Source organism: Agrobacterium tumefaciens, assembly GCF_009649785.1.
Taxonomy (GTDB): Bacteria; Pseudomonadota; Alphaproteobacteria; order Rhizobiales; family Rhizobiaceae; genus Agrobacterium; species Agrobacterium tumefaciens.
The window spans coordinates 49,617-74,472 of record NZ_WJOK01000002.1 but is presented as its reverse complement, the minus strand read 5'-3'; the positions used below and the strand labels follow the sequence as shown (position 1 = coordinate 74,472).

Sequence of the window (24,856 nt, the reverse complement as noted above, 5' to 3'; positions counted from 1 at the left end):
GCCATGCCGACACCCCTTATCGTTTCGGAAGTCTTCAAAAGCTTCACCATGCATCTTCGCGATGGCATCGAACTGCCTGTTGTCCGCGATGTCAGTTTCTCCGTGTCCGGCGGAGAATGTGTCGTGCTCGGCGGCCCATCCGGCATCGGCAAAAGCTCGATCCTGAAAATGCTCTATGGCAATTATGCCATCGACAGCGGCCAGATCCTCATCCGCCACGAGGATCAGGTCATCGACATGGGCAGCGCCTCGCCGCGTACCATCCTCGAGATTCGCCATCGCACCATCGGGTATGTCAGCCAGTTTCTGCGCACCGTGCCGCGCGTTCCGGCAATCGACGTCGTCGCCGAGCCGCTTTTTGCGCGCAAGGTTGCCGCGGAAGAGGCCCGCGAGCAGGCAGCCGTTCTGCTTTCGAAACTCAACCTGCCGCGGGAATTGTGGTCGCTGCCGCCAGCAACCTTTTCCGGCGGCGAGCAGCAGCGCGTCAACATCGCACGCGGTTTCATCACCGATCACGCGATCCTGCTTCTCGATGAACCGACCGCATCCCTGGATGCCGCCAACCGACGGGTGGTCGTGGAGATGGTCGCGGAAAAGAAGCGCAAAGGGACGGCCTTGCTCGGTATTTTCCATGACGAGGAAGTGCGGGAAGCCGTGGCCGATCGCGTCCTGGATGTCTCGCAATTCTCCCCCCGGAAGGCAGCGGCATGAGTGTGAAGGTCGGTCTCGAACCGGTTGTCCACGAAAGTGCCCGCGTCACCAATTCATCGATCGGCCGCTATACCGAAATTTCGGAACGCTGCCGCATCGAGGAAGTGGAGATGGGCGACTATTCCTATGTCATGCAGGACGGTGCGATCTGGTGCGCCACCATCGGCAAATTCGTCAACATCGCCGCATCCGTCCGCATCAACGCGACCAATCATCCGATGTCGCGCGCCACGCTTCACCATTTCACCTACCGTGCCCGCAATTATTGGGACGACGCCGATGATGAAAATGACTTCTTCGCCGCCCGCCGCGCCAAGCGCGTGGTGATCGGCCACGATGTCTGGATCGGCCATGGCGCGACCATCCTGCCTGGCGTCACAATCGGAAACGGTGCGGTAATCGGGGCCGGTGCGGTCGTGTCGAAAGACGTTGCGCCCTATACCATCGTCGGCGGCGTACCCGCCCGGCTGATCAGGAACCGCTTCCCGGCGGACCTTGGCCAGCGCATGGACGATCTCAAATGGTGGGACTGGGACCACGCAACGCTGCGCGGCGCACTGGACGATTTCCGCACCCTCGCCGCCGAGGATTTCGTGGCGAAATACGCCGGGTAAAATCGCCCCACACCGAAGAAACTGCAGATTCCGGGGGCATGCTCCCGGGTCTCCCTAACCATGTCTGCGAGACACAGCGCGGGCTTCAAGCCCTTGGCACGACTACTAAAAGGTTCGCAGGCGACCACGCGCACGCCTTATCTGCGCATTCTGTAATATTTTCTTCATCAAACTGACATTCACGCTTCACGCACCGCTGTTAGGTCGAACCCCATCAGAAGAAGATTGGACGGGGAAATGAGCTTTCACCTGAAGCAAGTCACGCGCCGTTTCGGCAACCACACTGCGGTCGATTCCGTGAATGTGGAAATTCCGCAAGGCCAGATGGTTGGCGTGATTGGACGTTCTGGCGCAGGAAAGTCAACGCTGCTGCGCATGATCAACCGCCTCGTCGATCCCTCCTCGGGTTCCATTCATTTCAACGACACGGAAGTCTCTTCGCTGAAGGGTGCCGCCCTGCGCAACTGGCAGCGCGACTGCGCGATGATCTTCCAGCAGTTCAATCTGGTGCCGCGTCTCGACGTGCTCACCAATGTCATGCTCGGCCGCCTGAACCACCGTTCGACCGTGCTCAGCCTGTTCAACATTTTCACGGATGAAGAGCGCCTGATGGCGATTGCCGCCCTCGAGCGGCTCGGCATCGAGCACGTAGCCATGCAGGCGGCGGGCACGCTTTCCGGCGGCCAGCAGCAGCGCGTCGCTATCGCCCGGGCACTAATGCAGTCTCCGAAGATGGTTCTCGCCGACGAGCCGATCGCCTCTCTCGATCCCCTGAACGCCAAGATCGTCATGGACGCCCTGCGCGACATCAACGAGCGTGAAGGCATCACCGTCATCACCAATCTGCATACGCTGGATACGGCGCGCAATTATTGCGAACGCATTATCGGCATGTCGCAGGGTCGAGTCGTTTTCGACGGAACACCCGCCGAACTAACGGCTGCGGCGGTCACGGAGATTTACGGCACGGATTCACACGGCGCCGGCATCGACGAGACCATGACCTCGACCAGCATCAATATTCCCGGCGCGCAGCTTGCCGCGCGTCCGGTTCAGCAATCTGCCGGTCCCGAACCGCTGGCTCTCGCCGGGCTCTGAGGAACCGCTCAGCATCGTTTGCGCCCGCGTCAAGGGCCGATACTTCACAACAAACTCCGGCTCGCCGGGAAACAGGAGAAAGTCCATGTTGAAGAAAATCCTTCTTTCGGCAGTCGCCCTTGGCGTTCTGGCCGGTTCGGCCATGGCTCAGGACGTCAAGGTCCTGCGTATCGGTCTCGACGGTTCGGAAAATGAAGCCGACCAGATCCGCAACACGAAGTGCGTTGCGGATGGCCTCAAGGCTGCAACCGGCGTTTCCGAAGTTCAGGTTTTCCCGTCGCCGGACTATAACGGCGTTATCCAGGGCCTGCTCGGCGGCACCATCGACATTGCATCCATGGGCGCTTCTTCCTACGCCAAGATCGCCATTGCCGATCCCAAGGCCGTCGATCCGATCCTGACCTATACCGGCTCTGACGGTTCCAGCGGCTACTACACGATCATGGTTGCCCGCAAGGACAGCGGCATCAAGTCTCTGGCTGACGCCAAGGGCAAGAAGATCGGCTTCGCCGACCCTGACTCCACCTCGGGCTTCCTCGTCCCGAACGTATCGATCCCGAAGGAAACCGGCGTTCCGGTCAAGGAATATTTCTCCGAAACCGGCTTCGGCGGCGGCCATGAGAACCTCGTTCTCGCCGTTCTCGACAAAAAGTTCGACGTCGGCACGACATTCGGTTCGGGCGTCGGCAAGTGGGAAGAAGGCTACTCCGGCGGCAACCTTCACCAGATGGTCAAGAAGGGCAACCTCGACATGGACGATATCGTTCAGGTCTGGAAATCCCCGCTGATCCCGAACGGTCCGCTTCTCGTTGCCAACAAGATCGGTGACAGCATGAAGCAGAAGGTCGAAGACTTCTTCATGGAACTGCCGAAGAAGGATCTCGCCTGCTTCCAGGGTTACACCCAGGGCAAGAACACTGCCTACATCAAGGTCGACCCGGCTTTCTACCAGACGATCATCGACGCCCGTAAGTCCGTTATCGGCGGCTGATCCTCAGATCATATCCGGAAGCGGCGGTGCCTTGCGGCATCGCCGCTTTTGCCAATAAAGGAAAGCGGCATGGCGACCACACTGCAACATGGTACCCTCACGCCCGAGGGATTGAGCGCATCGTCCCGAACGGTGATGCGTCATTATCAACGGCAGCTTAGGACACGGCGGATTTATACCGTTATGTCGCTCGTTATCTTCCTCATCGTCCTTGCCGCCTCACTGAATTTCGCCAATGAGGCCAATTCGGGCAAGTTCTTCGAGCGCCTGCCATATTTTTTCGACTTCATGAAAACATTCGTGCCGGATAGCCCGCTCGAGGTCTTCCGGGCGATGTTCGACCTGCCGTCGCCCTATGACAACGGTTCGCTGAAATACAACTATGTCGCGGATCGCGTTTACATCACCAACGGTTTCTACATACCGCATTTCATCTATCAGCTGATCATCACGCTCAACATCGCGCTGGTCTCGACGATAATAGGCACGACCTTCGCATTTGTGCTGTGCTTCTTTGCCTCCACCAACCTTATCGGTGCCGGCCTCGTGCGCTGGGTTGTACGCCGGGTAATGGAGATCCTGCGCGCCTTTCCGGAGATCGTCGTCGCGGGATTGCTGACTGCCATCTTATCGATCGGGCCGATCGCGGCGATCATCGCGATTTCCGTGCACACCATCGGGGCTCTGGGGAAGCTATTCTTCGAAGTCGTGGAAAATGCCGACATGAAGGCGGATGAAGGCCTGCGTGCCGCGGGTGCCAACTGGCTGGAGCGGGTTCGCTTTGCCATCGTGCCGCAGGTCCTGCCCAATTTCGTGTCCTATGCATTGCTGCGTGCCGAAATCAACGTACGCGCCTCAACCATCATCGGCGCCGTTGGTGGTGGCGGCATTGGCGAGGTCTTCCGGCTGTCGATCGGTAACGATCACGCCTCCAAGACCTATGCCATCATCATCCTGCTGCTGATCACCATCATCGCCGTAGACCAGTTTTCAAGCTGGTTGCGCCGCAGGCTGATCGGCCATCAATCCTTCGAATTCGGACGGGGAGCGGCCTGATGTCGTCCAGCTTCATTCTCAATACCGCAGACCGCGAGAGGCTGACGGCCGCACATCCCGCAATTTTCAATCGCGGCTTCATGCAGCGATACGGCTTGCTGACCGGTATTGTCGCCGTCCTCGTCTATCTCACCGCCTGCTTTTTCTTCTTCAATGTCGGCCCCGCTTTCATGCAGGGTCGATGGGATCGCGCTTCGAGCTACATTCAGGACTGGTATTCCTGGCGGGCCCAGCCACGCCTTCGTTTCGAAGACGGCAAGGTGAACCCGCAGTGGTCAAGCCGGATGCAATATCCCGCCGATGCGCCGATCGACTGGCTGCAACCCTTGCCGGATGGCGGCTACAGCGTCGTTTACGCGGGCACGCAAAACCGTCTCGACGTAACGCCGACCCGGGTGGACGTCTATGTGGACGGCAAGAACTATCCCGTCATCATCGATGGCGACAAGGCTCTGGCGCCTGAGGTCCTGCCGCAAGAGATCACGCAGGACGGCAACAAGGTTCTCGTGCATTACGGTTTTGCCGGACAGGCGGAAATCCGCACCAGCCAGGTTTACGTGCAGCGGCGGTTCCTCGGATGGGCGAACTTCCTGTTCGATACCAAATCGGAATTCTGGGGCAAGGGCTACGGCGACCTTGCCGCACTGGCGCTGTGGGGGGAAAGGCTCGATCCCACGCGCTCCAATATCAGCCACATGGTCGATGATTTCCTCGACAATGGTGTCTGGCAGCACGCCGATATTCTTTCCAAGCTGATGCAGACGCTGGTGATGGCCTTTGTGGGCACGCTGTTCGGCACGCTCGTTGCCCTGCCGCTCGCTTTTCTCGCCGCACGCAATATCACCGCTAACAGGGCCGCCAACTGGGGCATGAAGCGTCTGTTCGACTTCCTGCGCTCGATCGACATGCTGATCTGGGCGCTGTTCTTTACGCGCAGCTTCGGTCCGGGGCCGATCCCCGGCATTGCCGCGATCTTCTTCACCGATACCGGCGCGCTCGGCAAGGTCTATGCCGAGGCGCTGGAGAATGTTGACGACAAGCAGCGCGAGGGCGTCAAATCGGTTGGCGCTTCTCCCATTGCCGTCAATCGTTTCGGCGTGCTTCCGCAGGTCCTGCCGGTCTTCATTTCCCAGTCGCTTTATTTCTGGGAAAGCAACACCCGTTCCGCCACGATCATCGGTGCGGTTGGCGCTGGCGGCATCGGTTTGAAACTGCTGGAAGCGATGGGTACCAATGCCGACTGGGACAAGGTCGCTTATATGGTGCTGCTCATTCTCTTCGTGGTTTTCCTGTTCGACCACATCTCGAATTCCCTGCGGTCGCGCCTGATCGGGAAAACCCAGCATTAATTCATAAAGCGGGAGCGGGGTTTGGTTATCCCGCTTCCCGAGACGTGCGCAAAACCGGAACCTCTTTGCAAAGTCAGATACATCCCCTCAATGCGCCAGCATCCGTCTTCCGGACATTCGAGAGACACGCGGCGTTTCAAGCGCTTTTTTTCCTGGGGCATCATCATTCTGTCACGGAAAGCGATTACCTCGCACTCCTGACCTTGCGGGAAGCGGGCGAGTCACGCCAAATAGCTTTTCATCCAGGTTTTCCATGACACCGAAGAGTGCTTGCCGTGCGCTACGCCATCTATTTTTCTCCGGCTAAAGATCATCCACTGACTGAAGCGGCGTCGCGCTGGCTGGGACGCAATGCCTTTTCCGGCGCGCAACATGATGACCATGCCGCTTATGCGGAGATGACGGAGGAGCCGCGCCGTTACGGTTTCCACGCGACGCTGAAAGCCCCCTTCGAGCTTTCCGAAAAATACAGCGAAGCGGAACTCGTCGCCGCCCTCGAACAGTTTGCGGCCAGCCAGTCCGTCTTCGATATTCCGCGTGTTGTCATCGGCGCACTCGGGCCGTTTTTCGCGCTCGTTCCGGATCGCACCTACCAGCCGCTGCAGGATTTTGCCGCTGAGATCGTTGACCATTTCGACCGGTTTCGCGCGCCCTTGTCCGAGACCGACATTGCCCGCCGGCGCCCGCAAAACCTGACCGAAAGCCAGCGGCAAAATCTGTCGCTCTGGGGTTATCCGCATGTCATGGACGACTTCCGCTTTCATATGACGCTGACGGGCCGCATCGACGAAAGCGACGCGCCCGCTATCCAGGATGTGCTTTCGACCAAGTTTTCCGAGTTCGTCGACCGGCCTCTCACCATTTCCGGCCTCGCTTTGTTCGTTGAGGAAACGCGCGGCGCACCATTTACCGTTCATCGCTGGCACCCGCTTGGCCAGCCGCCAAAGAAAGATGCTGACCCATGACCGAGCATGCCCTTTCCAACGCCCGTATCGTTCTGGAAGACGATATTATTCTGGGATCCGTTCTGATCCGTGACGGCAAGATCGCCGATATCAGCGAAGGCGCCTCCAAGACCGGTGAAGATCTCGAAGGCGATTTCCTCATCCCGGGTCTGGTGGAACTGCACACCGACCATCTGGAACAGCACTATTCGCCGCGTCCCGGGGTTATCTGGGATAAGATCGCCGCAATTCAGGCTCACGATGCGCAGGTCGCGTCATCAGGCATTACCACTGTTTTCGACTGCCTGCGGCTGGGCTCCGACGAAGATGGCGGGTTCAAGAAGGGCGAGATGCGGGAAATGGCAGATGCCATTGAAACCGCTGCCGATCAGAACCGCCTGCGGGCAGATCACCTGCTGCACCTGCGCTGTGAAGTCGCCTCCGCCGATGTGCTCGAGCATTTCGAAGATTTTGAGACCGATCCGCGTGTGCGGCTGATTTCGATGATGGACCACTCCCCGGGACAGCGCCAGTTCCAGTCGATGGACCAATATATCTTCTATTACCAGAAGAAGCGCGGACTGAGCGACGAGGCTTTCGCCGAGTTCGTCAGACGCCGGCAGACGGCATCGGCGGAGTTTTCCGCCAAGCACCGGGATTACCTGGCGGCCCGTTGCGCCGAGCGCGGCATAACCGTTGCAAGCCATGACGACGCTACAGAAGCGCATGTGGGCGAAGCGATCGGACACGGCGTGAAACTCGCGGAGTTCCCCACCAGCGTCGAGGCGGCAAAGGCTTCGCACAGCGCCGGCATGAGCGTGCTGATGGGCGCACCGAACATCGTTCGCGGCAAGTCCCATTCCGGCAACATCGCCGCCCGTGATCTTGCCGAACTTGGCGTGCTGGATGTTCTCTCTTCCGACTATGTGCCGTTCAGCCTGCTTTACGCACCGTTCCTGCTCGCCGACCAGGTGGAAGCCATCACTCTGCCGGAAGCGTTGCGCATGGTTACCTCCACGCCGGCACGAACGGTGGGCCTTCGCGATCGCGGCAGCATCGCAACGGGATTGCGGGCCGATCTGGTCCGAGTTCACCGTGAGGACGGCGTTCCCGTCGCCCGCTCGGTCTGGCGTCAGGGCAAACGTGTGGCATGACCGGCAACGGACAGGATAGCCGGCTTGACGGCCAGACGCTGGGTACGGTGCCCGGAACCATGATCGTAATTGTCGGCCCGAGTGGGGCCGGCAAGGACACGCTGATGGATTATGCCGCAGCGCAGCTGTTCGGGCGGCCGGGCTTCCATTTCACACGCCGGGTCATTACCCGCAGCGGCGATGCCGGCGGCGAAAATCACGATGCGGTTTCCATGCACGAGTTCAACCGGCTGGAAGAGGAAGGTGCTTTTGCCGTTTCCTGGCAGGCGCACGGGCTGAAATATGGCATTCCGGCCGCCGTCTATCGTCATCTTAATGCGGGAGACGTGGTCATCGCCAACGGCTCCCGCTCGGCCCTGCCCCAGTTCGGCACCGCCTTTGCGCGCCTCAAGGTCGTGAACATCGTTGCACGGCCGGACGTGCTGGCGAAGCGGCTGGAGCAGCGCGGGCGGGAAAGCCGGGAGGATATTCTCCGGCGGCTGGAACGCAGTTCGCTCACGGTCGTCGGGGATTTTGATGTGACGACCGTGGACAATAGCGGTGCCATGGAAGATGCGGGCAAAACCATCATGCAGGTGCTGGAGCAGAGCGCCTGCCGTCGCCACATTTAAACTCCACAGGCCGAACTGCTCGACAAATGGCTTCCCAACGCTTACCATCAGGCGACAATTTCCAAACATGGTACGCCAAGGCGAGGGATGCCTGAAAAGAGGGTCAGCGACGAGATAACAGTGGTGGCCGGTCTGGCCGCCGGCGTCGCCAATTATGCGCGGTCGCGGGGCATCGACATTGCCCCCATCTGCAAGGCTCTCGATATCGATCCCGCCACTTTCGGCAGCGTGACGGAGCGCATCAGCCTCGACCGATTTTGCCGCCTGCTCGAGACATGTGCGTTGATTTCCGGCGACGACGCCTTTGGTTTGCAATGCGCGTCCACCTTTCCCGCCGGCGCATCCGGCGCGTTCGGATATGGCCTGATGAGCGCGCCGACAGTGCGGGCTTTCCTGCGTTTTCTTCAGGATCACGTTTATTACGCGACCAATAACAGCAATTTCACCATGGTCACGGATGCCGCGCACGTAACCCTGTCATGGTCCTTTGCGCCCGTCATCGTCAAACGCGATCAATATGTGGATTTGTCGCTGACAGCTCTGATCCAGCGCCTTCGCGATATTCTGGGGGAGCGGGAGCGCGTGAACCTGATCGAGATCGGTCTGGAACGGCCGAAACCGGTTAATATTCAGCTATTTAAAGAAAGAATGACCAAGCGCGTCAGCTTTTCGCAACCCATCCATACCATGCGTCTTCCCACATCACTTCTGGACGTGGTCAACCCAAATGCAGATGAGCGGCTGTTCGAGCTGATGAACTTGCAATGCCGGATGCTGCGGCCGGAGACATCGGCAGACGCCACGCATTTCATCGATCAGGTGAAGCGTTACATGCAGGTGCGGCTGTCGGATGCCGAGCTTTCGCTGAGCGAGATCGCCCCCTATTTCAACCTGTCGGAACGCAGTTTTCAAAGACGGCTTGCCGAGCTTGGGACTAATCTCAACGAGATAAAGGACGCCATTCGCAAGAATGCCGGCTTCAAGCTCCTCGTGGAAAGCGATCTTCCGGTTTCCGATATCAGCTACAGGCTCGGCTATTCTACGCCGGGTGCGTTTTCGCGTTCCGTTTCCCGCTGGTTCGGGGCAACGCCCACGGATATTCGCAAGAAACACGCGCATCATTCCGCCGTATAGGACGCATTCCCAGCATCAATATTCCATATATCCAAAATAAAATTGGGAAATATGTCGGCGTTCATTGGATTATGTATCGAAACATAACAATAAAAACGCAAAACTTGGCGTGAGATGTTATTCTCTTGAGATGGCAGACCGCCTAATAGAACGCCGCAATATGCCTTCGGGCATGACGGAAAACATTCCAAAGCTTTGAATTTTACATTGTTCTGGACAAGAACCGATTTCAGGTTTTTGGGAAGGACGATGCAGTCATTCTTTCATCGCCGAGGATATGCCCATGCCGGGACCGGCTGGCTGCGAGATCAGCTGCTTACTGCCTGGTTCCTGAGGCCACATCCGGCTTTGGGAAGGTCAATCTCTTTTGAGGCTGAAAGACTATGTCGTCAAAAACGCAGCATGAACGTCATCAGGCGCGTGAAATCGTCCTTTCGGATCGTGAGCGGCAATATCTGGGGCTCGTTGCGCGAGGCCGACATCCTTCTCACATTGCCTTGATAACGGGAGCGGACGAAGCGGATGTTAAAGATACTCTGGAACGGGTCCGCCTAAGGCTAGGTGCGGCCAATCTGCTGAATGCCGTCAGCATCGCCCTGCTGCGTGGACTGATCGAACAGGATATTTAGAGCTTCCCTCTCGCTCCAAAAGCTTACGCGAAATCGTCCCCTTCCCGTAAGTCAAAACCGGATGTGTTGCTTTCTGCGCCAAAAACCCACCATTTCGATGGCGGGACGGCGGACCAAAAGGCGGGTCGGAAATGATTTCCGGCCTATCGGCGCAACTGCAAGGCAGCCATACACGGTTTACCCGGCGGACTTTCCGGTCCGCCGGGTTTTCATTTTCAGTTCCTCACAGCGACTGAATCTCGGCAAGAATATCGCTTTCGACGATGATACCGCTTTCCAGCGCCTGCCTTCGAATGCCCTGGCTTCGCCGACCGGGCAAACGCACGTTTTCCTGCTTCTCTATCTCTCCGGCGATAAGCGCCAGTCGCTCGGTAAAGGCCGCACCGCCCGACGATACGGGGTCTATGGCGATGATCGTGTGGCCGAGAGAGGGTGGCGCACCCTTGTCGTCCAGAAGGGAAGAGGCCTCGAAGGCGAAGCTTCCACCGGTGAGCGCGGCGGCCATGATCTCCACCATAAGCGCCAGGGCAGCCCCCTTGGCCTCGCCCGCAGGCACCATCGTTCCGGCTAGGGCTTCTTCGGGATCGGTCGTGGGCCGGCCATTCGTATCAAGCGCCCAGTCGCCCGGAATGGTTTCGCCCTTCTGGCGGGCCGCCATGATCTTTCCGCGCGCAACCTTGGAAAGCGCCAGATCGATCACCAGCGGATCTGCCTCGCCAACAGGGCTGGCGAAAGCAATCGGATTGGTGCCATAGAGCGGTTTGGTGCCACCCCAAGGCGCCATGGATGCAGGCGCATTGGCGAACATCAGCGCCACGAGGCCCATTTCCGCGAAACGCTCGACTGTAAGTGCCATGACGCCTGCATGATGGGAGCGATGGATCGCGGCGAGCGCGATGCCCTGCTGCCGGGCCATGTCCGGCAACTCGCCTACGGCGCAGTCGATCGCGGGATAGGCGTAACCGTTGTTAGCGTCGATTGAAAGCACACCCGGTTTGACACGACTTGCCACCGGCCGCGCATTGCCATCGACCTTGCCAACCCGCGCCTGACGGACATAAACGGGGATACGCCGAAAACCGTGGCCGCCCTGGCCTGCAGCCTCGGATGCCACGAGCGCCTTCGCCACGGAGCGGGCGTTTTGCGGCAGAACGCCGTTACGCTCAAAGATAGAGGATACGAGATCCTCCGCCTCTGCGATTGAGAATTTCATTCCGGAATGCCTCTGCGTGTTAAGTCGACAAGACCTACACCATCGAAAACATTCGCGAAATGCAATTCAGGCCCAAATGGATATCTTATCGAGAATACCGGTCGGGCACGCATTCGCCCTTCGGGAGGGCGTCATACCAGGCAAGAGCTTATTCCAGCAGAACCGCGACATGGCCTTGGAATCGATCTAGCGGATGCTGATCGGCAAGGTGATTGTCTTGTTTGCGTCCGGTGGCGGCGCGGGCACGGGTGATGCGCTCTGGATCCAGGCCGCAATCTGCTGGTCGATGGAGGAATCACCGGTGGACTGCACCACACTGACACCGCTGATGGCGCCTGTATCGTTAACCCGGAACCGCACGGTCGCTGTCATCGCATCGCTGCGAAGCGAGCGGGGCTTACGCCTCTGGATATGCGAGCGAACCTTCGATCCCCATTTTGCCGGCGAGGCGGAGGATGAAGAGAAGAAACCGGCATTGTTGCGCGATGCCGCCGTCCGGTCGGATTGCTGTGTCTCGGCCTTGGCCGTTTCGCGCAGTTCCGATGCCTGTTGCGGTTTGGGGCGCTGGCGCTCGACCTTCTTCTTGTCGTCCGGTTCTTTCTTCTCCACCTTCTTTTCGACCGGCGGCGGCGGCGGCCGGATGACGGGCAAGGGAACCTCGACATTTTCGAGTTCCGCCATCATCTGTTCCTGCACGGGATCGATCGGCTCCACCGGTTCGGGAATTTCCTGCGGCTCGACGATCTCCTCGACCGGCGGTTCCGGCGGCTGCACGGGTTCCGGCGGCGGCGTTTCCACAACCGGCTCAGGCGGCGGCGGCTCCTCCGGGGTGACTTCCTCTACCGGCTGGCTGTTGTCGCTCTGTACCTCTTCGGCATCTTCAACGTCCTGCGCAGGCGTCGTTTCCTCGGTGTTGACGGCTTCCGGTATGGCTGCCATTTCGATCATGATCGCGGCAGGCGGCGGCCCGCCGGCATCCAGTTCCTCTGGTTCCTGCATCAGGTAATAGGCAAAACCCGCATGAACGCCCAGCATGAGCAGTGCTGCGGCGGACCACAACGCCGCTTCCCCGAGGCGGGAATGTCGGGACTGCGGGTAGCCGTTTTCAGTCATGGCGCGGTTCCTGGCACTGCGGGCGCGGCGGGCGGAACGGCACCGGCTGGCTGCGTTGCCGCAGCGGCATTTTCCAGCCCTACCAGAGCGATTTTCAGATATCCGGCATCGCGAAGCAGGTTCATGATTTCCATGAAGTGGCCATAGTCGACGGCTTTGTCGGCGCGCAGGAAAATTCGCGTATCTTTCTTGCCGCCCGTCTGCCGGTCGATCGCCGCTGCCAGGGCTTCGCGGGCAACCGCATCATTGCCGAGATTGAGCGACAGATCATCCTTGACGGTCAGATAATGCGGCTCTTCCGGGCGCTCCGCCGGCTTGGCGGTGGATGCGGGCAGATCGACATTCACATCCACGGTCGCCAGCGGTGCGGCAACCATGAAGATGATGAGCAGAACCAGCATCACGTCGATGAAAGGCGTGACATTGATTTCGTGGTTTTCGGAGAGATCGTCTCCGCTATTTTCGCGAATACCGCCAGCCATGACCGATCACCGCCCAACCAACGACACAGCGGGCTTGCTGCTGCCCGGCGGAATGCGGCGGAAATCGAGGTCGCGGCTGACGAGGCGTTCCACGCCGGCTGCGGCATCCGCCAGCAAATGCCGGTATCCCGTGATCGAGCGGGCGAAGACGTTGTAGATCACCACCGCTGGAATAGCAGCAACAAGGCCGATTGCCGTGGCAAGCAGCGCCTCGGCAATGCCGGGTGCCACGACGGCAAGATTGGTGGTCTGCGATTCCGAGATGCTGATGAAGGAATTCATGATGCCCCAGACGGTACCGAACAGACCGACAAAGGGAGCGGTGGAGCCGATGGTCGCCAAGGCGCCCGTTCCGCGCGACATGCGGCGACCGGCGTGGGTTTCAATGCGTGACAGGGCCGAGGATACACGCTCCTTGATGCCGCCGCCGTCGGTGTGTTCGACCACCGCGTCGGAAAGCTGCATTTCGTGAGTTGCCATGCGCAACATCAGCGCTGCCGGCCCGCCCTTCTTTTCGACGGCCTCAGTCGCCTCGTTCAGGGTTTTCGCCCTGCGAATAACCTTGAGCGTCGCACCGGCGCGCACCCGTGCACCGGCCAGCTCGATAGACTTCGCCACCCAGACCGTCCAGGTGACGAGCGATGCGAAAGCGAGACCGATCATCACGCCCTTCACGACCCAGTCCGCCGCCATGAACATGCCCCAGGGAGACAGGTTGTGCGGAATGTCCGCACGATGTCCGGCACTTGCGGGTTCGGCGACTACCGGTTCAACCGGGGTGGAGACCTCGTTCGGCGCTGCCGTACCGTTCGTCGGAGCGGGTTGCTCCGTCTGTGTCGGCTGCGGTGAAACACCTTCGGCTGCCGGCGTGGGATTACTTGCGGCGGGCGCAGGCTGGGCCGGCGCGGGCTGTGTGGGCGCGGCAGCGGAAGGCGGCACAGGCTGGACTGCCGGAGCGCTCGGCGTCTCAGCCGGCGACTGCGCGGGCTGCATCGTTTCCGTTGCCGGTGCAGGTGCTGGTTGGATCTGGGTTTCGGATGCCGACTGAGCAAAAACCGCTCCGGCACTCAAGCCGGCCAGCAAAGTGACCGTCATGGCAAGTGAGATATGCCGTGTTTTGTTTGCTCTGGTGAAGCACGCGGAAGAAGTTGAGGTCTCAGCTGACATAATTTTTATCCCGGATTTCCGTCGATGAACTCATCCGCAGATTGACCGGTTCATTAAAACCGGGGCCATGAACGGATGCCGTCGTGAAAGCTTTACGTTCCGATAATAAACCTGAGTTCTTTTGACAACTATTATATTGCCAAAAGACGACCCGTAAACTCTTCTTTACAAAAAATTGACCGACCTGCGGTCTTCAGGTGTTTTGCGAAGGCGAAAACTGCGCCACCAGCGCGTGTCGGTCGCCGGGATAGGTGACCCGAACACTGGTGACATAATCCGCTCCGTGCCAGGTGCGGCGGTGGATGACCAGACACGCCGCACCGGAAGCAATGCCGAGCGCGGTCGCATTTTTGCGATCAGCGGAAACTGCGCTGATGCGATGTTCCGCGGCACTCCAGGGAACCATTTTCAGCAGCCAAGTGCCCGGCCCGATCTGTGAAAAATCCGCTGCCTCAGCCTCCGGAACGGCGGTGACATTGATGATGCGTTCCTCGAGGCAAAAGGGAACGCCGCCGGCAAAATGCGTGCAGGTGAGTTCCAGAACCGGGGCATCCACGGCAAGCGCCATGGCCGCGCCGTCTTCTTCCCCCGCAGGGCGCAGTCGCCGTCTGTCGAGACGGTAACCGTAAACGAGGCCGAGGGCCTGCACCTCCCGCTCGATATCGTGGATTTCCAGCACGGCCGATTGCGCATGGGGCTGGCGAACGAAAGTGCCAAGACGACGGCGTCTTTCAATCAGGCCACGCTGCACCAGTTCGCCGAGCGCCTTGTTCACCGTCATGCGCGAGCAGGCATATTGCCGGGTCATCTCGTGTTCGTAGGGAATACGGTACCCCGGCGGCCACTCGCCCGACATGATGTGGCGCTCGACATCGTTGCGGATGCGCTCGTGCAGTGATTTTTCCTGAAGATCGGCGCCTATACTCCTCATACCGATGCTTCCTTCCTCCCGGTTCTATGGATCAACTATCCATGGGCAGCGGCGGCAATCGCCTCGCTGCGAATTTCCTCCGTCAACTTGGCGCGTAGCTGCGAAAACTCCGGGCTGGCCTTGACGGTGTAGTGACGCGGATGCGGCAGGTCGACCGGCATGATCGACTTGATGCGCCCCGGCCGCGCTGACATCGTCACAACCCGCGACGCCATGAATACCGCCTCCTCGATGTCATGCGTCACAAAAATGACGGTCTTCTGCTCGCGCTCCCATATGCCGAGCAGCAATTCCTGCATCAGTCCGCGCGTCTGGTTGTCGAGTGCGCCGAAAGGCTCGTCCAGCAGCAGGATTTTCGGGCCGTTTGCCAGAGCGCGAGCGATGGCTGTTCTCTGCTGCATGCCGCCGGACAGCTGTTTCGGCCAATGGTTCTCGAAACCGCGCAGGCCAACCTTGTCGATATAGCTGTCGACGATCTCCCATTTTTCCTTCTCGGCCACACCACGCTCGCGCAGACCGAAGGCGACGTTTTCCCGGATCGTTAGCCACGGAAACAGCGTGTAGGACTGGAACACCATGCCGCGATCCGCCCCCGGCCCTGTCACTGCCCGGCCGGACAAAAGGACTTCACCCGTCGTTGGACGGTCAAGACCGGCGATGATGCGCAGCAAGGTCGACTTTCCGCATCCGGACGGGCCGAGAATGGTGACGAAATCGTTGCGGGAGATTTCCAGATCCGTGGGCTGCAAGGCCAGCGTTGGCTGGCCGCCCTGAACGCCGGGGAAAGTGCGGCTGACGCCCTTGATAACGAGTTCGCTCATCAGGCAAGCCTCCAGGCGAAAAGCTTCCGGTTCAGCGATTTGAACGCGAAGTCAGAAATAAGTCCGATGACACCGATGACGATGATGCCGAAGATGATCTGCCCGGTCGCCATCAGCGCCTGGCTGTTGATTATCATATAGCCGATGCCCGACGACGCGCCGATCAACTCGGCAACAATGACATAGGTCCAGGCCCAGCCGAGGACGAGACGGAGAATTTCCGCAATATCGGGCGCATTGGCGGGAATGAGAACGCGGCGGACCACGCCCCGGTCTTTTGCGCCAAGTGTATAGGCAGCCTCCACCAGATCGCGTCTTGTGCCGGCAACCGCCACGGCAACCATGAGAATGATCTGGAAAACTGCGCCGATGAAGATCACCAGCAGTTTCTGCATCTCGCCGATGCCGGCCCAGAGAATAAGCAGCGGCACGAAGGCGGAAGCCGGAAGATAGCGCGCGAAGGAGACGAAGGGTTCAAGCAGCGCCTCGACCGGCTTGTAAGCGCCCATGGCGATGCCGACCGGTACGGCAACGAGCGAGGCCAGCACGAAGCCGCCGACAACACGCCAGATCGTCATGCCGATATCGCTGGCAAATCCCTGATCGGTCAGCAGATAGATGCCGTCCTTCAGCATGGTGATCGGGTCAGCCAGAAAGGTCGGCGATACGAAGCCGCCGAGCGTGGCAAAGCCCCAGGCGGAGAAAAAAAGCACGAAGAACAGAATGCCGAGAAAAATCCGCGTGCTGTTCTTTATGGGTTGAAGAGGTTGCATTCTGTCGCCTGTCCGGAAAACGGGCGCGGCACTCTATCGCCGCACCATCTAGGCGCCGTACGTCGTCCGTGACGCACAGGCGCTGTAAGGCTTCTCACTGGCTGCAATAATCCCCGAAGGAAAAGCAGCAGTTTGCTTCTGTTACTTGATGAAGGACGTCTCCGCGAGTGTCGAAAGATCGGGTTTCGATTTTATCACGCCGATTTCCAGAAGCAGATCAGCCGATTTTTCGGAGAATGTCTTGAATTCACCGTCGAAGAACTTCTGGTTGGCGGCCTTGTCCTGCCATTCCAGGAATTTCGCCGAAGCTGCGAATGCCTCGCCCGCCTGTTTTACGTCCGCTCCCATGGTCTCATAGGATTTTGCAGGGTCCGTCTTGATGAGCTCGAGCGCCTGGAAATAGCTGTCCGCAAGGGCTTTTGCCGCCTGCGGATTGGCCTTCAAGAAATCCGGCGTGCAGCCGAACGTGTCCATGACGGCGGGATAATCCAGCGTCGTCGCAAGGATTTTCCCCTTGTCCGGTGCGGCGCGCACTGTGGACAGATAAGGCTCATAGGTCATGGCGGCTTCATTCTGGCCGGCGACGAATGCCTGCGCGGCCGGTCCCGGCTCAAGGTTGACGACCTTCACGTCCTTCAGGGTCAGGCCGTTTTCCTTCAGTATCCAGGCAAGGAAGAAATAGGGGGATGTGCCCGGTGCAGAAGCGGCAACCGTCTTGCCTTTGAGGTCCGACACCTTTGCAACATCACTGCGCACCGCAATGCCGTCGGCTCCGTGCGACTTGTCCATCTGGAAAATCTGGGTGGACTTCACGCCGTTGGCATTCCACGCGATCCATGTTTCGACCGTGGTGGCGGCGCACTGGATGTCACCGGAAGCAAGCGCCAGATGCCGGCTTGCCTGCGGAATCTTCTTGATATCGACCTTGAGGCCATTCTTTTCGAAAATGCCGGCCTGCTTGGCAAGCGTCAGTGGCGCAAAGCCGGTCCAGCCGGACATGCCTATTGTAACCGATGTTTCGGCATAGGCGGAAGCAGATGAAACAAGCGTCGCGATTGCGGCGATAACCCATGTCTTTTTCATGATCGGAACCCCTTTTGATTTATTTTTGTGCGATATTTTTTTCGCTTTATTTGAGGCATGCTAGGCAGGGATTTTACATTTGTCTAGACAAAATAGAGGCGCTCAAACGCTTCCAGAAAGATTGCAAACAAGCCGCCCGGCATTCTAGACATAGGATAGCACAGCCCGGCGCATCGGCCCGCTGTTTTCCATATCGAGCTTTTCCATGACCAGACAGAGACGCCGTAACATCATCAGGGCAAGGCGCACCGGCACCGGCATTGCGCTCGTCGCCGCCATTTCATTCATCGCCGGAATGACAGATGCGGTGGGTCTTCATCTTTCCGGCGATTTCGTTTCCTTCATGACCGGCAACACCACCCGCGCGGCCATTTCGGTGGAAGCTGGCGTTTATTCCCATGCGGCGAAACTACTCTTCGCGATCATCGCTTTCGTGGCGGGCAATGCTGGCGGTATCGTGGTCGCGCATAAATTCGACCGGAGCATCTTTGCCGTTCTCGTGGCCGTCGGGTCGCTGGTGGCGATTGCCGCATTGCTGCGTGGCGATGGTTCCGCCCTGTCGCAGTTTTATCTTGTCGTTTTCGCCATGGGGATGGTCAACGCTGCCGTCGAACATATTGAGGGGCTGCCTATTGGCCTCACCTACGTGACCGGCGCCCTTTCCCGTTTTGGCCGTGGCATCGGTCGCTATCTTCTGGGGGAGCGGAGCCTCGATTGGGGCATCCAGATCGTGCCCTGGCTCGGTATGATAAGCGGCGCAATCTGCGGGGCGGTGTTGGGCGCCACGCTGCAGTACGATGCCCTGTGGGTGGTTGCGGCAACCGTTTTTGCGGTCGCCATCGCCACACTCGTCATTCCGCGTTCGCTTCGCCACCGCTATAATCAAAGGGTCCGGATCAGGCGCATCGCGCCCTGACGGACTGCGTCGTCACTTGCGTGAGATGGTGACGAATTTCGTGCCGCGCACCCGCACCGTCATCAGGCAGGCTTCCTTGTCGGTTCGATCGCAATAACGCGGGTGCATCTTCAGTACGAAGACCATGTTGCCGAAACGTTTGATGAAATCGTAGCCGTAAATCCGGGCCGTCGCGATCATCAGATATCCGCCCTCTTTGACCTGGACGTAAAAATTGTAAGGGCAACCTTCGTCATCGCAGCTGCGGCCTTTTTCGCCATCGCAATCCAGCACGCCGTGATTGACGACGGCATCCATCAGGCCATCATTGTTGATATCCAGTCTGGTGATGAAATCATCGCCGAAGCCAGCCGTCTTGCACTCCTTGCGAAAATGATCCTTCTCATAGATCTCAGGATCGTTCACCAGCTGCTGCTGTGCCGCCAGCGCGACCGGAAACATCAAGAGGACCAGCGCCTGAAGAGCGGCAACGATAGCGATTCGCACGGCATTTTCCTTTGCATCCGTTTCGTTTATGGATGTTGCGATCATCCGGGCGGCCAGCCTAGAGTTCCGTGCTTGCGCGACACTGACGCAAACGCATCCAAATTTCCGGGGGGACCTTTTCCATGACACTGCTGGGTTTTCTCGATTATGCCGGCGTTGCCGTGTTTGCCGCAACCGGCGCATTGGCCGCCTCACGCAAGCAGCTCGACCTGATCGGCTTCCTGTTTTTCGCCGCCGCGACCGGGATCGGCGGCGGCACGGTACGCGATCTCGTGCTGGGCAGGGCGCCCGTCTTCTGGGTGTTGAACCCGACCTATATTCTGGTCTGCGTATCGGTTGCGGTCCTGCTTTTCTTCACCGCCTACCTGTTCGAATCCCGGTATCGGGTGCTCATCTGGCTCGATGCCGTCGGCCTCTCAGCCTATTGCGTCATGGGAGCCGCCAAGGGTCTGGCTGCAAGCGGCTCCGCAACCGTGGCGATCGTGACAGGCGTTTTGACAGCGACGTTCGGCGGCGTATTGCGCGATGTTCTCGCGGGAGAACCCTCCGTGCTGCTGCGCCCGGAAATCTACATCACTTGCGCGCTTTTGGGGGCCTCCATCTTCACCGGCGCTTATTTCCTCGGCGCGCCGCTTTATGTCGCGTCGGGCATCGGCGTATTGACGGCTTTCGGTGTCCGGTCCGGAGCGTTGATCTTCGGATGGACCTTTCCGCCCTATAAGGGCAAGCCCGGCAGACGGCCTGAAGATATATTGAAGTGAGGCGGCGAAGGCTGCCTGAAACAAAAATGGCGCCCACAGGCGCCATGTTTTTTTGTTTATCAAGCCGAAGCTTCAACCGCGCTTGCGACGCAGGCGAATGACCACGTCCACATGGGCGATTTCCATGCCTTCGGGCGCCTCTGGCAGATTGTCGATCTGGAGATTGTTGACGGGGATGTCGAGAACCTCGTTCTCTCCTTCCACGAAGAAGTGATGGTGATCGGACACGTTGGTGTCGAAATAGGTGCGCGCACCTTCGACGGCCAGAACGCGGATCAGGCCGGCTTCGGTAAACTGATGCAGCGTGTTGTATACCGTCGCGAGAGAAACGGGCACGCCGGCGGTCACCGCCTCGTCATGCAGCTCCTCGACCGTCAGGTGGCGATCACCCTTTGCAAAAAGAAGATCGCCCAAAGCAACGCGTTGGCGCGTGGGGCGCAGCCCCGAGCGCCGCAGCCTCGTCCCGATATCCAATGTGGCGTCAAATGCCATGCAATCCCATTCCAAACACAGGGGTGAAACCCATCAATTGCAATAGCATATATCTTTTGCGGTGAATGCTTTCAATAGTTTCAGCGTCGCCGAGTGTCGCAAATGGCTGCAAACCGGCCATTCTTGCAAATTTCCTCTGGTTCCTGCCGGATGGTTCCTGTATGCGGACGGCATATTGAGGTAATGACTTCTCTAAAGAAGGTTCGAAGACAAAGAATGGGGGCATAATGGCCTCTGCCCTTGCAGCGCTTCATTTTGAACCTAACTTGCTCTAGTGAAGTCGATAAACACCAGTGATTGAGGAAGTGAAAGCGGTATGGCAACGAGGCAATCAAGTTACAATTACGAGGAGATCCTTTCCTGCGGACGCGGCGAATTGTTCGGTCCGGGAAATGCCCAGCTTCCGTTGCCTCCCATGCTCATGGTTCACCGCATCACCGAAATTTCCGAAACCGGCGGCGCGTTCGACAAGGGTTTCATCCGCGCTGAATACGATGTCAGCCCAGACGACTGGTATTTCCCCTGCCATTTCCAGGGCAACCCTATCATGCCGGGTTGCCTCGGCCTTGACGGCATGTGGCAGCTGACCGGCTTCTTCCTCGGCTGGCTGGGCGAAGAAGGCCGCGGCATGGCGCTCTCCACCGGCGAAGTCAAGTTTAAGGGCATGGTTCGCCCGGAGACGAAGCTCCTCCAGTACGGCATAGACTTCAAGCGTGTGATGCGCGGACGTCTCGTCCTGGGTACCGCAGACGGATGGCTGAAGGCAGACGGCGAAACCATTTATCAAGCGACGGACCTTCGTGTGGGGCTGTCGAAGGAAAAGACCGCCTGAAGCGGACGGAATAGTCCTGGCAAACGCCGGGCGGCTTCGGTCGTCCAGCCGAAATCTTAAGAAAAGGTCCATTTCATGAGACGAGTTGTTGTCACCGGCCTCGGCATTGTTTCTTCCATCGGTGGTGATGCCGCCGAAGTCACCGCATCACTGCGCGACGCCAAATCCGGCATTTCATTTTCACCGGATTTTGCTGAACACGGTTTCAAGTGCCAGGTATGGGGCAAGCCGTCTCTCGATCCGACCGAGCTGGTCGACCGTCGCGCCATGCGATTCCTTTCGCAGGGCGGCGCATGGAACCACGTTGCCATGAAGCAGGCGATTGCCGATTCCGGCCTCGAGGAAAGCGACATCAGCGGCAACGAGCGCACCGGCATCATCATGGGTTCGGGCGGTCCTTCCACCCGCACCATCGTCGAAGCCGCCGATATCACGCTGAAGAACAACAGCCCGAAGCGTATTGGCCCGTTTGCCGTGCCGAAGGCCATGTCCTCGACCGCATCGGCCACACTTGCGACCTGGTTCAAGATCCACGGCGTCAACTATTCGATCTCTTCGGCCTGCTCCACATCGGCGCATTGCATCGGCAACGCCGCCGAGATGATCCAGTGGGGCAAGCAGGACGTGATGTTTGCTGGCGGCCATGAAGACCTCGATTGGTCCATGTCCAACCTCTTCGACGCCATGGGCGCGATGTCGTCCAAATATAATGAGACGCCAAACCTCGCTTCCCGCGCCTATGACGTCAACCGCGACGGTTTCGTGATCGCCGGCGGTGCTGGCGTACTGGTTCTTGAAGAGCTGGAACATGCAAAGGCGCGCGGCGCCAAGATTTACGCCGAGATCGTCGGTTATGGCGCAACCTCGGATGGTTACGACATGGTGGCTCCTTCCGGCGAGGGCGCGATCCGCTGCATGCGTCAGGCCCTTTCCACCGTCAAGGGCGATATCGACTACATCAACACCCACGGCACCTCGACGCCGGTTGGCGACAGCAAGGAAATCGGCGCGATCCGGGAAGTCTTCGGCGACAAGATCCCGCATATCCAGTCGACCAAGTCCCTCACCGGCCACTCGCTGGGCGCTGCAGGCGTTCAGGAATCGATCTACGGCCTGTTGATGATGCAGGAACGCTTCATCGGCGAGAGCGCGCATATTTCCGAACTCGATCCGGAATTTGCGGGCGTCCCGATTGTTCGCAGCCGCATCGACAATGCCAAGATCGACACGATCCTTTCCAATTCCTTCGGCTTCGGCGGCACCAACGCCACGCTGGTCTTCCAGCGTCATAACGGATAATTGCCATGAACGGCATCATGCAGGGTAAACGCGGCCTCATCATGGGCGTCGCAAACAATCACTCTATCGCCTGGGGTATCTCCAAGGCTCTTGCGGCGCAGGGCGCAGAGCTCGCCTTCACCTATCAGGGTGAGGCGCTCGGCAAGCGGGTAAAGCCGCTCGCCGCCGAGCTCGGATCCGACTTTATCGTGCCTTGCGATGTCGAGGATATCGCCTCGGTTGACGCGCTTTTTGCGGCAATCCGAGAAAAATGGGGTACGCTGGATTTCGTCGTGCACGCGATCGGCTTTTCCGACAAGAACGAGCTGAAGGGTCTTTACGCGGATACGACCCGCGAGAATTTCAGCCGCACTATGGTCATCTCCTGTTTCTCGTTCACGGAAATCGCCAAGCGTGCCGCCGAACTGATGACGAATGGCGGATCCATGCTGACGCTGACCTATAACGGTTCGCAGCGGGTCATCCCCAACTACAACGTCATGGGCGTTGCCAAGGCAGCTCTCGAAGCGTCCGTGCGTTATCTCGCTGCCGACTATGGCCCGCGCGATATTCGCGTCAACGCCATCTCGGCCGGACCGGTCCGCACACTGGCGGGCGCCGGCATTTCCGATGCGCGCGCAATTTATGCGTGGAACCAGAAAAACGCACCGCTGCGGCGGACAGCGGATATCGACGATATCGGCGGATCGGCACTTTATCTGCTGTCCAACATGTCGCGCGGCGTTACCGGCGAGTGCCACTATGTGGATTGCGGCTACAATATCACCTCCACACCCACCCTTGAGGTTCTCTCAAAAGCGGATGCGGAATAAGCTATCGTTTTTCCAGTAAGTAAAAGCCCGGCGATATGCCGGGCTTTTTGCGTTTATAGCCTGTGCCATTTTTGCGAACTGATAAAGTATAACTCGTTGGGGTAACTGAATTTAAACACCGGCTGGTTATGGTCCGCAACAAATTCAACGGTTGCGCTTGCCGCATATTCTAAAGATCGACACCGACATATGCGACTGGCCAAATTGAAGCCATTGCTGGAAAAATTCGGGCTCTCGCGTGACGGGACAGCAGCCATCGAATTCGCGATCCTGGCGCTTCCCTATTTCCTGGTCGTCTTTGCGATCATCGAAACTTTCATCGCCTTGATGGCGGAGCAAGTGGTCGTCAATGCTACCGACACAATGGCGAGGCGTCTGCGCACCGGGCAGATCAGCAGTTCGATTTCCAAAGAGGATTTTCGCAAGAGTTTCTGCAGCGAAGTTTCGGTGATTATCACCTGCTCGGCTGATGAGTTCAAAAAAGAACAGAAGCTTTATATAGACCTTCGCTCCTTCCCCGCCTTCAAGGATATTCCAACTACGATACCCTTGAAAGCTAACGGCGAATATTACGATCTCGACACGGCGCAATTCGGCTTCAAGCCGGGTGGGCCGGACACGATCAATATGCTGCGCGTCTATTATCGCTGGCGTGTAGTCGCAGATATCATCCGACCATATCTTACCAAAATACGCCCAGCCGACGGGTCGATGCCGTCGCATTTCCTCATTGTCGCGACCGACGCTTTCATGAATGAGAAATACACCACGAGTGGGGGCTCATGATGGCAGGTCTTGTTTCCACCATCACGAACGGCCGACTTCGTTTCATCGCGCTCGTTGCACGCTTCGCAAGGGATCGCCGTGGCGTGGGTGCGGTAGAATTTGCAATCGTCTTCCCGATATTGCTTGCGCTTTATCTGACGTCCTTCGAACTCACCATCGGCTATAACACCTACAAGCGGGCAAGCAGCGCCTCCGCAACGATCAACGACCTGATCTCCAAAACAAATTCCGTCGACAAGGCTTATCTGACAAGCATGCAGGACGTAACGGCTGCCGTCTTTGCGCCTTACAGCACCAAGGGTCTGCAGCTGAAGATCAGCGGCATCAAGATCGACAAGCAGAAACAGGCGACTATCGCCTGGTCCTGGAACGAGAAAAACGCGAGGCCCTATGTGGTGGGATCGCCAGTCTCCGTTCCCACACGTTTGCTTGTAGCGGACAGTTTCCTCATCCACGTCGAGCTTTCCGTGCCGCATGAGTTGTTGATGTTCATGCCAGATATTTCTTCGTCCGGCGTAAGATCGATCACGATCGCACGCGATTATTTCTTCAAACAGCGCGACGCTGAGATAACCTGCTCCAATTGCTGATTCGCCTC

General features: G+C 58.6%; 28 protein-coding genes. 18 read left to right on the top strand and 10 right to left on the bottom strand.

Annotated elements, in window-relative coordinates:
* Positions 1-3: 3 nt before the first annotated feature.
* The 11 genes from phnL to GH784_RS02180 all read left to right on the top strand — a co-directional run bounded on the left by phnL (position 4) and on the right by GH784_RS02180 (position 10,291).
* The gene (phnL, locus tag GH784_RS02230) at positions 4-711 is read left to right on the top strand and encodes a phosphonate C-P lyase system protein PhnL (RefSeq protein ID WP_065703620.1); all 708 of its coding nucleotides are present in this window, start codon (positions 4-6) and stop codon (positions 709-711) included.
* Positions 708-1,325 (top strand): transferase hexapeptide repeat family protein, encoded by a 618-nt coding sequence (locus tag GH784_RS02225; RefSeq protein ID WP_003514484.1) that lies wholly within the window; start codon positions 708-710, stop codon positions 1,323-1,325. Before phnL ends, GH784_RS02225 begins: the two co-directional genes overlap by 4 nt.
* 237 nt (positions 1,326-1,562) lie before the next feature.
* Positions 1,563-2,423, top strand: coding sequence for a phosphonate ABC transporter ATP-binding protein (phnC, locus tag GH784_RS02220; protein ID WP_003514481.1), 861 nt, complete (start codon positions 1,563-1,565; stop codon positions 2,421-2,423).
* A gap of 85 nt (positions 2,424-2,508) precedes the next feature.
* Entirely contained in the window at positions 2,509-3,414 is a 906-nt protein-coding gene (gene phnD / locus GH784_RS02215) for a phosphonate ABC transporter substrate-binding protein (RefSeq protein ID WP_003514479.1), read from the top strand.
* A 69-nt stretch (positions 3,415-3,483) separates the two neighbouring features.
* Positions 3,484-4,470: a phosphonate ABC transporter, permease protein PhnE gene (gene phnE / locus GH784_RS02210; RefSeq protein WP_026330665.1), complete on the top strand. Its 987-nt coding sequence runs from the start codon at positions 3,484-3,486 to the stop codon at positions 4,468-4,470.
* Positions 4,470-5,819 (top strand): phosphonate ABC transporter, permease protein PhnE, encoded by a 1,350-nt coding sequence (gene phnE, locus GH784_RS02205; RefSeq protein WP_019564524.1) that lies wholly within the window; start codon positions 4,470-4,472, stop codon positions 5,817-5,819. Before phnE (GH784_RS02210) ends, phnE (GH784_RS02205) begins: the two co-directional genes overlap by 1 nt.
* A 266-nt stretch (positions 5,820-6,085) precedes the next feature.
* Complete coding sequence (locus GH784_RS02200) at positions 6,086-6,784, top strand: DUF1045 domain-containing protein (protein ID WP_065703616.1); 699 nt, start codon at positions 6,086-6,088, stop codon at positions 6,782-6,784.
* Positions 6,781-7,917, top strand: coding sequence for an alpha-D-ribose 1-methylphosphonate 5-triphosphate diphosphatase (locus tag GH784_RS02195; protein ID WP_003514474.1), 1,137 nt, complete (start codon positions 6,781-6,783; stop codon positions 7,915-7,917). Before GH784_RS02200 ends, GH784_RS02195 begins: the two co-directional genes overlap by 4 nt.
* Positions 7,914-8,528, top strand: a complete 615-nt coding sequence (gene phnN, locus GH784_RS02190; RefSeq protein ID WP_065703614.1) for a phosphonate metabolism protein/1,5-bisphosphokinase (PRPP-forming) PhnN — start codon at positions 7,914-7,916, stop codon at positions 8,526-8,528. The genes GH784_RS02195 and phnN overlap by 4 nt, the downstream gene beginning before the upstream one ends.
* Before the next feature lie 87 nt (positions 8,529-8,615).
* Entirely contained in the window at positions 8,616-9,662 is a 1,047-nt protein-coding gene (locus GH784_RS02185; RefSeq protein WP_065703613.1) for an AraC family transcriptional regulator, read from the top strand.
* A 383-nt stretch (positions 9,663-10,045) separates the two neighbouring features.
* Positions 10,046-10,291 (top strand): helix-turn-helix domain-containing protein, encoded by a 246-nt coding sequence (locus GH784_RS02180; RefSeq protein ID WP_003514469.1) that lies wholly within the window; start codon positions 10,046-10,048, stop codon positions 10,289-10,291.
* 223 nt (positions 10,292-10,514) lie between these two features.
* Here GH784_RS02180 and GH784_RS02175 read toward each other — a convergent pair whose 3' ends face one another.
* From GH784_RS02175 to GH784_RS02140, 8 genes are all read right to left on the bottom strand, one after another.
* Positions 10,515-11,504, bottom strand: coding sequence for an Ldh family oxidoreductase (locus tag GH784_RS02175; protein ID WP_065703612.1), 990 nt, complete (start codon positions 11,502-11,504; stop codon positions 10,515-10,517).
* A 186-nt stretch (positions 11,505-11,690) separates the two neighbouring features.
* Positions 11,691-12,617, bottom strand: a complete 927-nt coding sequence (locus GH784_RS02170) for a TonB family protein (RefSeq protein WP_065703611.1) — start codon at positions 12,615-12,617, stop codon at positions 11,691-11,693.
* A complete protein-coding gene (gene exbD / locus GH784_RS02165) occupies positions 12,614-13,099 on the bottom strand; it encodes a TonB system transport protein ExbD (RefSeq protein ID WP_153793194.1) in 486 nt (161 codons plus the stop codon). The genes GH784_RS02170 and exbD overlap by 4 nt, the downstream gene beginning before the upstream one ends.
* A 6-nt stretch (positions 13,100-13,105) precedes the next feature.
* Positions 13,106-14,266, bottom strand: a complete 1,161-nt coding sequence (gene exbB / locus GH784_RS02160; protein ID WP_065703610.1) for a tonB-system energizer ExbB — start codon at positions 14,264-14,266, stop codon at positions 13,106-13,108.
* Positions 14,267-14,459: 193 nt separating this feature from the next.
* Positions 14,460-15,197: a histidine utilization repressor gene (gene hutC, locus GH784_RS02155; RefSeq protein WP_065703608.1), complete on the bottom strand. Its 738-nt coding sequence runs from the start codon at positions 15,195-15,197 to the stop codon at positions 14,460-14,462.
* Between the two features lie 35 nt (positions 15,198-15,232).
* A complete protein-coding gene (locus GH784_RS02150; RefSeq protein WP_013635262.1) occupies positions 15,233-16,018 on the bottom strand; it encodes an ABC transporter ATP-binding protein in 786 nt (261 codons plus the stop codon).
* Positions 16,018-16,791 carry an ABC transporter permease gene (locus GH784_RS02145; protein WP_003514452.1) on the bottom strand — a complete coding sequence of 258 codons (774 nt, stop codon included), beginning with the start codon at positions 16,789-16,791 and terminating at the stop codon, positions 16,018-16,020. The genes GH784_RS02150 and GH784_RS02145 overlap by 1 nt, the downstream gene beginning before the upstream one ends.
* A gap of 141 nt (positions 16,792-16,932) precedes the next feature.
* Positions 16,933-17,874 carry an ABC transporter substrate-binding protein gene (locus GH784_RS02140; protein WP_065703606.1) on the bottom strand — a complete coding sequence of 314 codons (942 nt, stop codon included), beginning with the start codon at positions 17,872-17,874 and terminating at the stop codon, positions 16,933-16,935.
* A gap of 205 nt (positions 17,875-18,079) precedes the next feature.
* Between GH784_RS02140 and GH784_RS02135 the strand changes: the two genes are divergently transcribed.
* On the top strand, positions 18,080-18,790 hold the full coding sequence (locus GH784_RS02135) for a YoaK family protein (RefSeq protein WP_065703604.1): 711 nt from the start codon (positions 18,080-18,082) through the stop codon (positions 18,788-18,790).
* A 12-nt stretch (positions 18,791-18,802) separates the two neighbouring features.
* On the opposite strand, the gene GH784_RS02130 is transcribed toward GH784_RS02135, so the two are convergent.
* A complete protein-coding gene (locus GH784_RS02130) occupies positions 18,803-19,321 on the bottom strand; it encodes a hypothetical protein (RefSeq protein WP_019564536.1) in 519 nt (172 codons plus the stop codon).
* Positions 19,322-19,398: 77 nt separating this feature from the next.
* Between GH784_RS02130 and GH784_RS02125 the strand changes: the two genes are divergently transcribed.
* The gene (locus GH784_RS02125; protein WP_003514444.1) at positions 19,399-20,037 is read left to right on the top strand and encodes a trimeric intracellular cation channel family protein; all 639 of its coding nucleotides are present in this window, start codon (positions 19,399-19,401) and stop codon (positions 20,035-20,037) included.
* A gap of 72 nt (positions 20,038-20,109) precedes the next feature.
* On the opposite strand, the gene irrA is transcribed toward GH784_RS02125, so the two are convergent.
* Positions 20,110-20,529, bottom strand: a complete 420-nt coding sequence (irrA, locus tag GH784_RS02120; RefSeq protein WP_003507276.1) for an iron response transcriptional regulator IrrA — start codon at positions 20,527-20,529, stop codon at positions 20,110-20,112.
* Positions 20,530-20,845: 316 nt separating this feature from the next.
* Here irrA and fabA point away from each other — a divergent pair, with 316 nt between their 5' ends.
* The 5 genes from fabA to GH784_RS02090 all read left to right on the top strand — a co-directional run bounded on the left by fabA (position 20,846) and on the right by GH784_RS02090 (position 24,848).
* Positions 20,846-21,361 (top strand): 3-hydroxyacyl-[acyl-carrier-protein] dehydratase FabA, encoded by a 516-nt coding sequence (gene fabA / locus GH784_RS02110; protein ID WP_003514441.1) that lies wholly within the window; start codon positions 20,846-20,848, stop codon positions 21,359-21,361.
* Positions 21,362-21,436: 75 nt separating this feature from the next.
* Entirely contained in the window at positions 21,437-22,660 is a 1,224-nt protein-coding gene (gene fabB, locus GH784_RS02105) for a beta-ketoacyl-ACP synthase I (protein WP_003514438.1), read from the top strand.
* A 5-nt stretch (positions 22,661-22,665) separates the two neighbouring features.
* A complete protein-coding gene (gene fabI, locus GH784_RS02100; RefSeq protein WP_003514436.1) occupies positions 22,666-23,472 on the top strand; it encodes an enoyl-ACP reductase FabI in 807 nt (268 codons plus the stop codon).
* A gap of 189 nt (positions 23,473-23,661) precedes the next feature.
* The gene (locus tag GH784_RS02095; RefSeq protein WP_013635258.1) at positions 23,662-24,258 is read left to right on the top strand and encodes a TadE/TadG family type IV pilus assembly protein; all 597 of its coding nucleotides are present in this window, start codon (positions 23,662-23,664) and stop codon (positions 24,256-24,258) included.
* A complete protein-coding gene (locus GH784_RS02090; protein WP_003514432.1) occupies positions 24,255-24,848 on the top strand; it encodes a TadE/TadG family type IV pilus assembly protein in 594 nt (197 codons plus the stop codon). Before GH784_RS02095 ends, GH784_RS02090 begins: the two co-directional genes overlap by 4 nt.
* The last annotated feature ends 8 nt before the right edge of the window (positions 24,849-24,856 follow it).

What these genes read in the sequence shown, in the direction of transcription:
- phnL (WP_065703620.1), top strand. Translation starts at nt 4, where the DNA reads ATGCCGACACCCCTTATCGTTTCGGAAGTCTTCAAAAGCTTCACCATG.
- phnC (WP_003514481.1), top strand. Translation starts at nt 1,563, where the DNA reads ATGAGCTTTCACCTGAAGCAAGTCACGCGCCGTTTCGGCAACCACACT.
- GH784_RS02195 (WP_003514474.1), top strand. Translation starts at nt 6,781, where the DNA reads ATGACCGAGCATGCCCTTTCCAACGCCCGTATCGTTCTGGAAGACGAT.
- GH784_RS02175 (WP_065703612.1), bottom strand. Translation starts at nt 11,504, where the DNA reads ATGAAATTCTCAATCGCAGAGGCGGAGGATCTCGTATCCTCTATCTTT.
- phnN (WP_065703614.1), top strand. Translation starts at nt 7,914, where the DNA reads ATGACCGGCAACGGACAGGATAGCCGGCTTGACGGCCAGACGCTGGGT.
- phnD (WP_003514479.1), top strand. Translation starts at nt 2,509, where the DNA reads ATGTTGAAGAAAATCCTTCTTTCGGCAGTCGCCCTTGGCGTTCTGGCC.
- GH784_RS02185 (WP_065703613.1), top strand. Translation starts at nt 8,616, where the DNA reads ATGCCTGAAAAGAGGGTCAGCGACGAGATAACAGTGGTGGCCGGTCTG.
- GH784_RS02140 (WP_065703606.1), bottom strand. Translation starts at nt 17,874, where the DNA reads ATGAAAAAGACATGGGTTATCGCCGCAATCGCGACGCTTGTTTCATCT.
- exbB (WP_065703610.1), bottom strand. Translation starts at nt 14,266, where the DNA reads ATGTCAGCTGAGACCTCAACTTCTTCCGCGTGCTTCACCAGAGCAAAC.
- GH784_RS02150 (WP_013635262.1), bottom strand. Translation starts at nt 16,018, where the DNA reads ATGAGCGAACTCGTTATCAAGGGCGTCAGCCGCACTTTCCCCGGCGTT.
- fabB (WP_003514438.1), top strand. Translation starts at nt 21,437, where the DNA reads ATGAGACGAGTTGTTGTCACCGGCCTCGGCATTGTTTCTTCCATCGGT.
- fabA (WP_003514441.1), top strand. Translation starts at nt 20,846, where the DNA reads ATGGCAACGAGGCAATCAAGTTACAATTACGAGGAGATCCTTTCCTGC.
- fabI (WP_003514436.1), top strand. Translation starts at nt 22,666, where the DNA reads ATGAACGGCATCATGCAGGGTAAACGCGGCCTCATCATGGGCGTCGCA.
- hutC (WP_065703608.1), bottom strand. Translation starts at nt 15,197, where the DNA reads ATGAGGAGTATAGGCGCCGATCTTCAGGAAAAATCACTGCACGAGCGC.
- GH784_RS02130 (WP_019564536.1), bottom strand. Translation starts at nt 19,321, where the DNA reads ATGATCGCAACATCCATAAACGAAACGGATGCAAAGGAAAATGCCGTG.
- exbD (WP_153793194.1), bottom strand. Translation starts at nt 13,099, where the DNA reads ATGGCTGGCGGTATTCGCGAAAATAGCGGAGACGATCTCTCCGAAAAC.
- GH784_RS02135 (WP_065703604.1), top strand. Translation starts at nt 18,080, where the DNA reads ATGACCAGACAGAGACGCCGTAACATCATCAGGGCAAGGCGCACCGGC.
- GH784_RS02090 (WP_003514432.1), top strand. Translation starts at nt 24,255, where the DNA reads ATGATGGCAGGTCTTGTTTCCACCATCACGAACGGCCGACTTCGTTTC.
- GH784_RS02145 (WP_003514452.1), bottom strand. Translation starts at nt 16,791, where the DNA reads ATGCAACCTCTTCAACCCATAAAGAACAGCACGCGGATTTTTCTCGGC.
- GH784_RS02095 (WP_013635258.1), top strand. Translation starts at nt 23,662, where the DNA reads ATGCGACTGGCCAAATTGAAGCCATTGCTGGAAAAATTCGGGCTCTCG.
- phnE (WP_019564524.1), top strand. Translation starts at nt 4,470, where the DNA reads ATGTCGTCCAGCTTCATTCTCAATACCGCAGACCGCGAGAGGCTGACG.
- GH784_RS02125 (WP_003514444.1), top strand. Translation starts at nt 19,399, where the DNA reads ATGACACTGCTGGGTTTTCTCGATTATGCCGGCGTTGCCGTGTTTGCC.
- irrA (WP_003507276.1), bottom strand. Translation starts at nt 20,529, where the DNA reads ATGGCATTTGACGCCACATTGGATATCGGGACGAGGCTGCGGCGCTCG.
- phnE (WP_026330665.1), top strand. Translation starts at nt 3,484, where the DNA reads ATGGCGACCACACTGCAACATGGTACCCTCACGCCCGAGGGATTGAGC.
- GH784_RS02180 (WP_003514469.1), top strand. Translation starts at nt 10,046, where the DNA reads ATGTCGTCAAAAACGCAGCATGAACGTCATCAGGCGCGTGAAATCGTC.
- GH784_RS02170 (WP_065703611.1), bottom strand. Translation starts at nt 12,617, where the DNA reads ATGACTGAAAACGGCTACCCGCAGTCCCGACATTCCCGCCTCGGGGAA.
- GH784_RS02225 (WP_003514484.1), top strand. Translation starts at nt 708, where the DNA reads ATGAGTGTGAAGGTCGGTCTCGAACCGGTTGTCCACGAAAGTGCCCGC.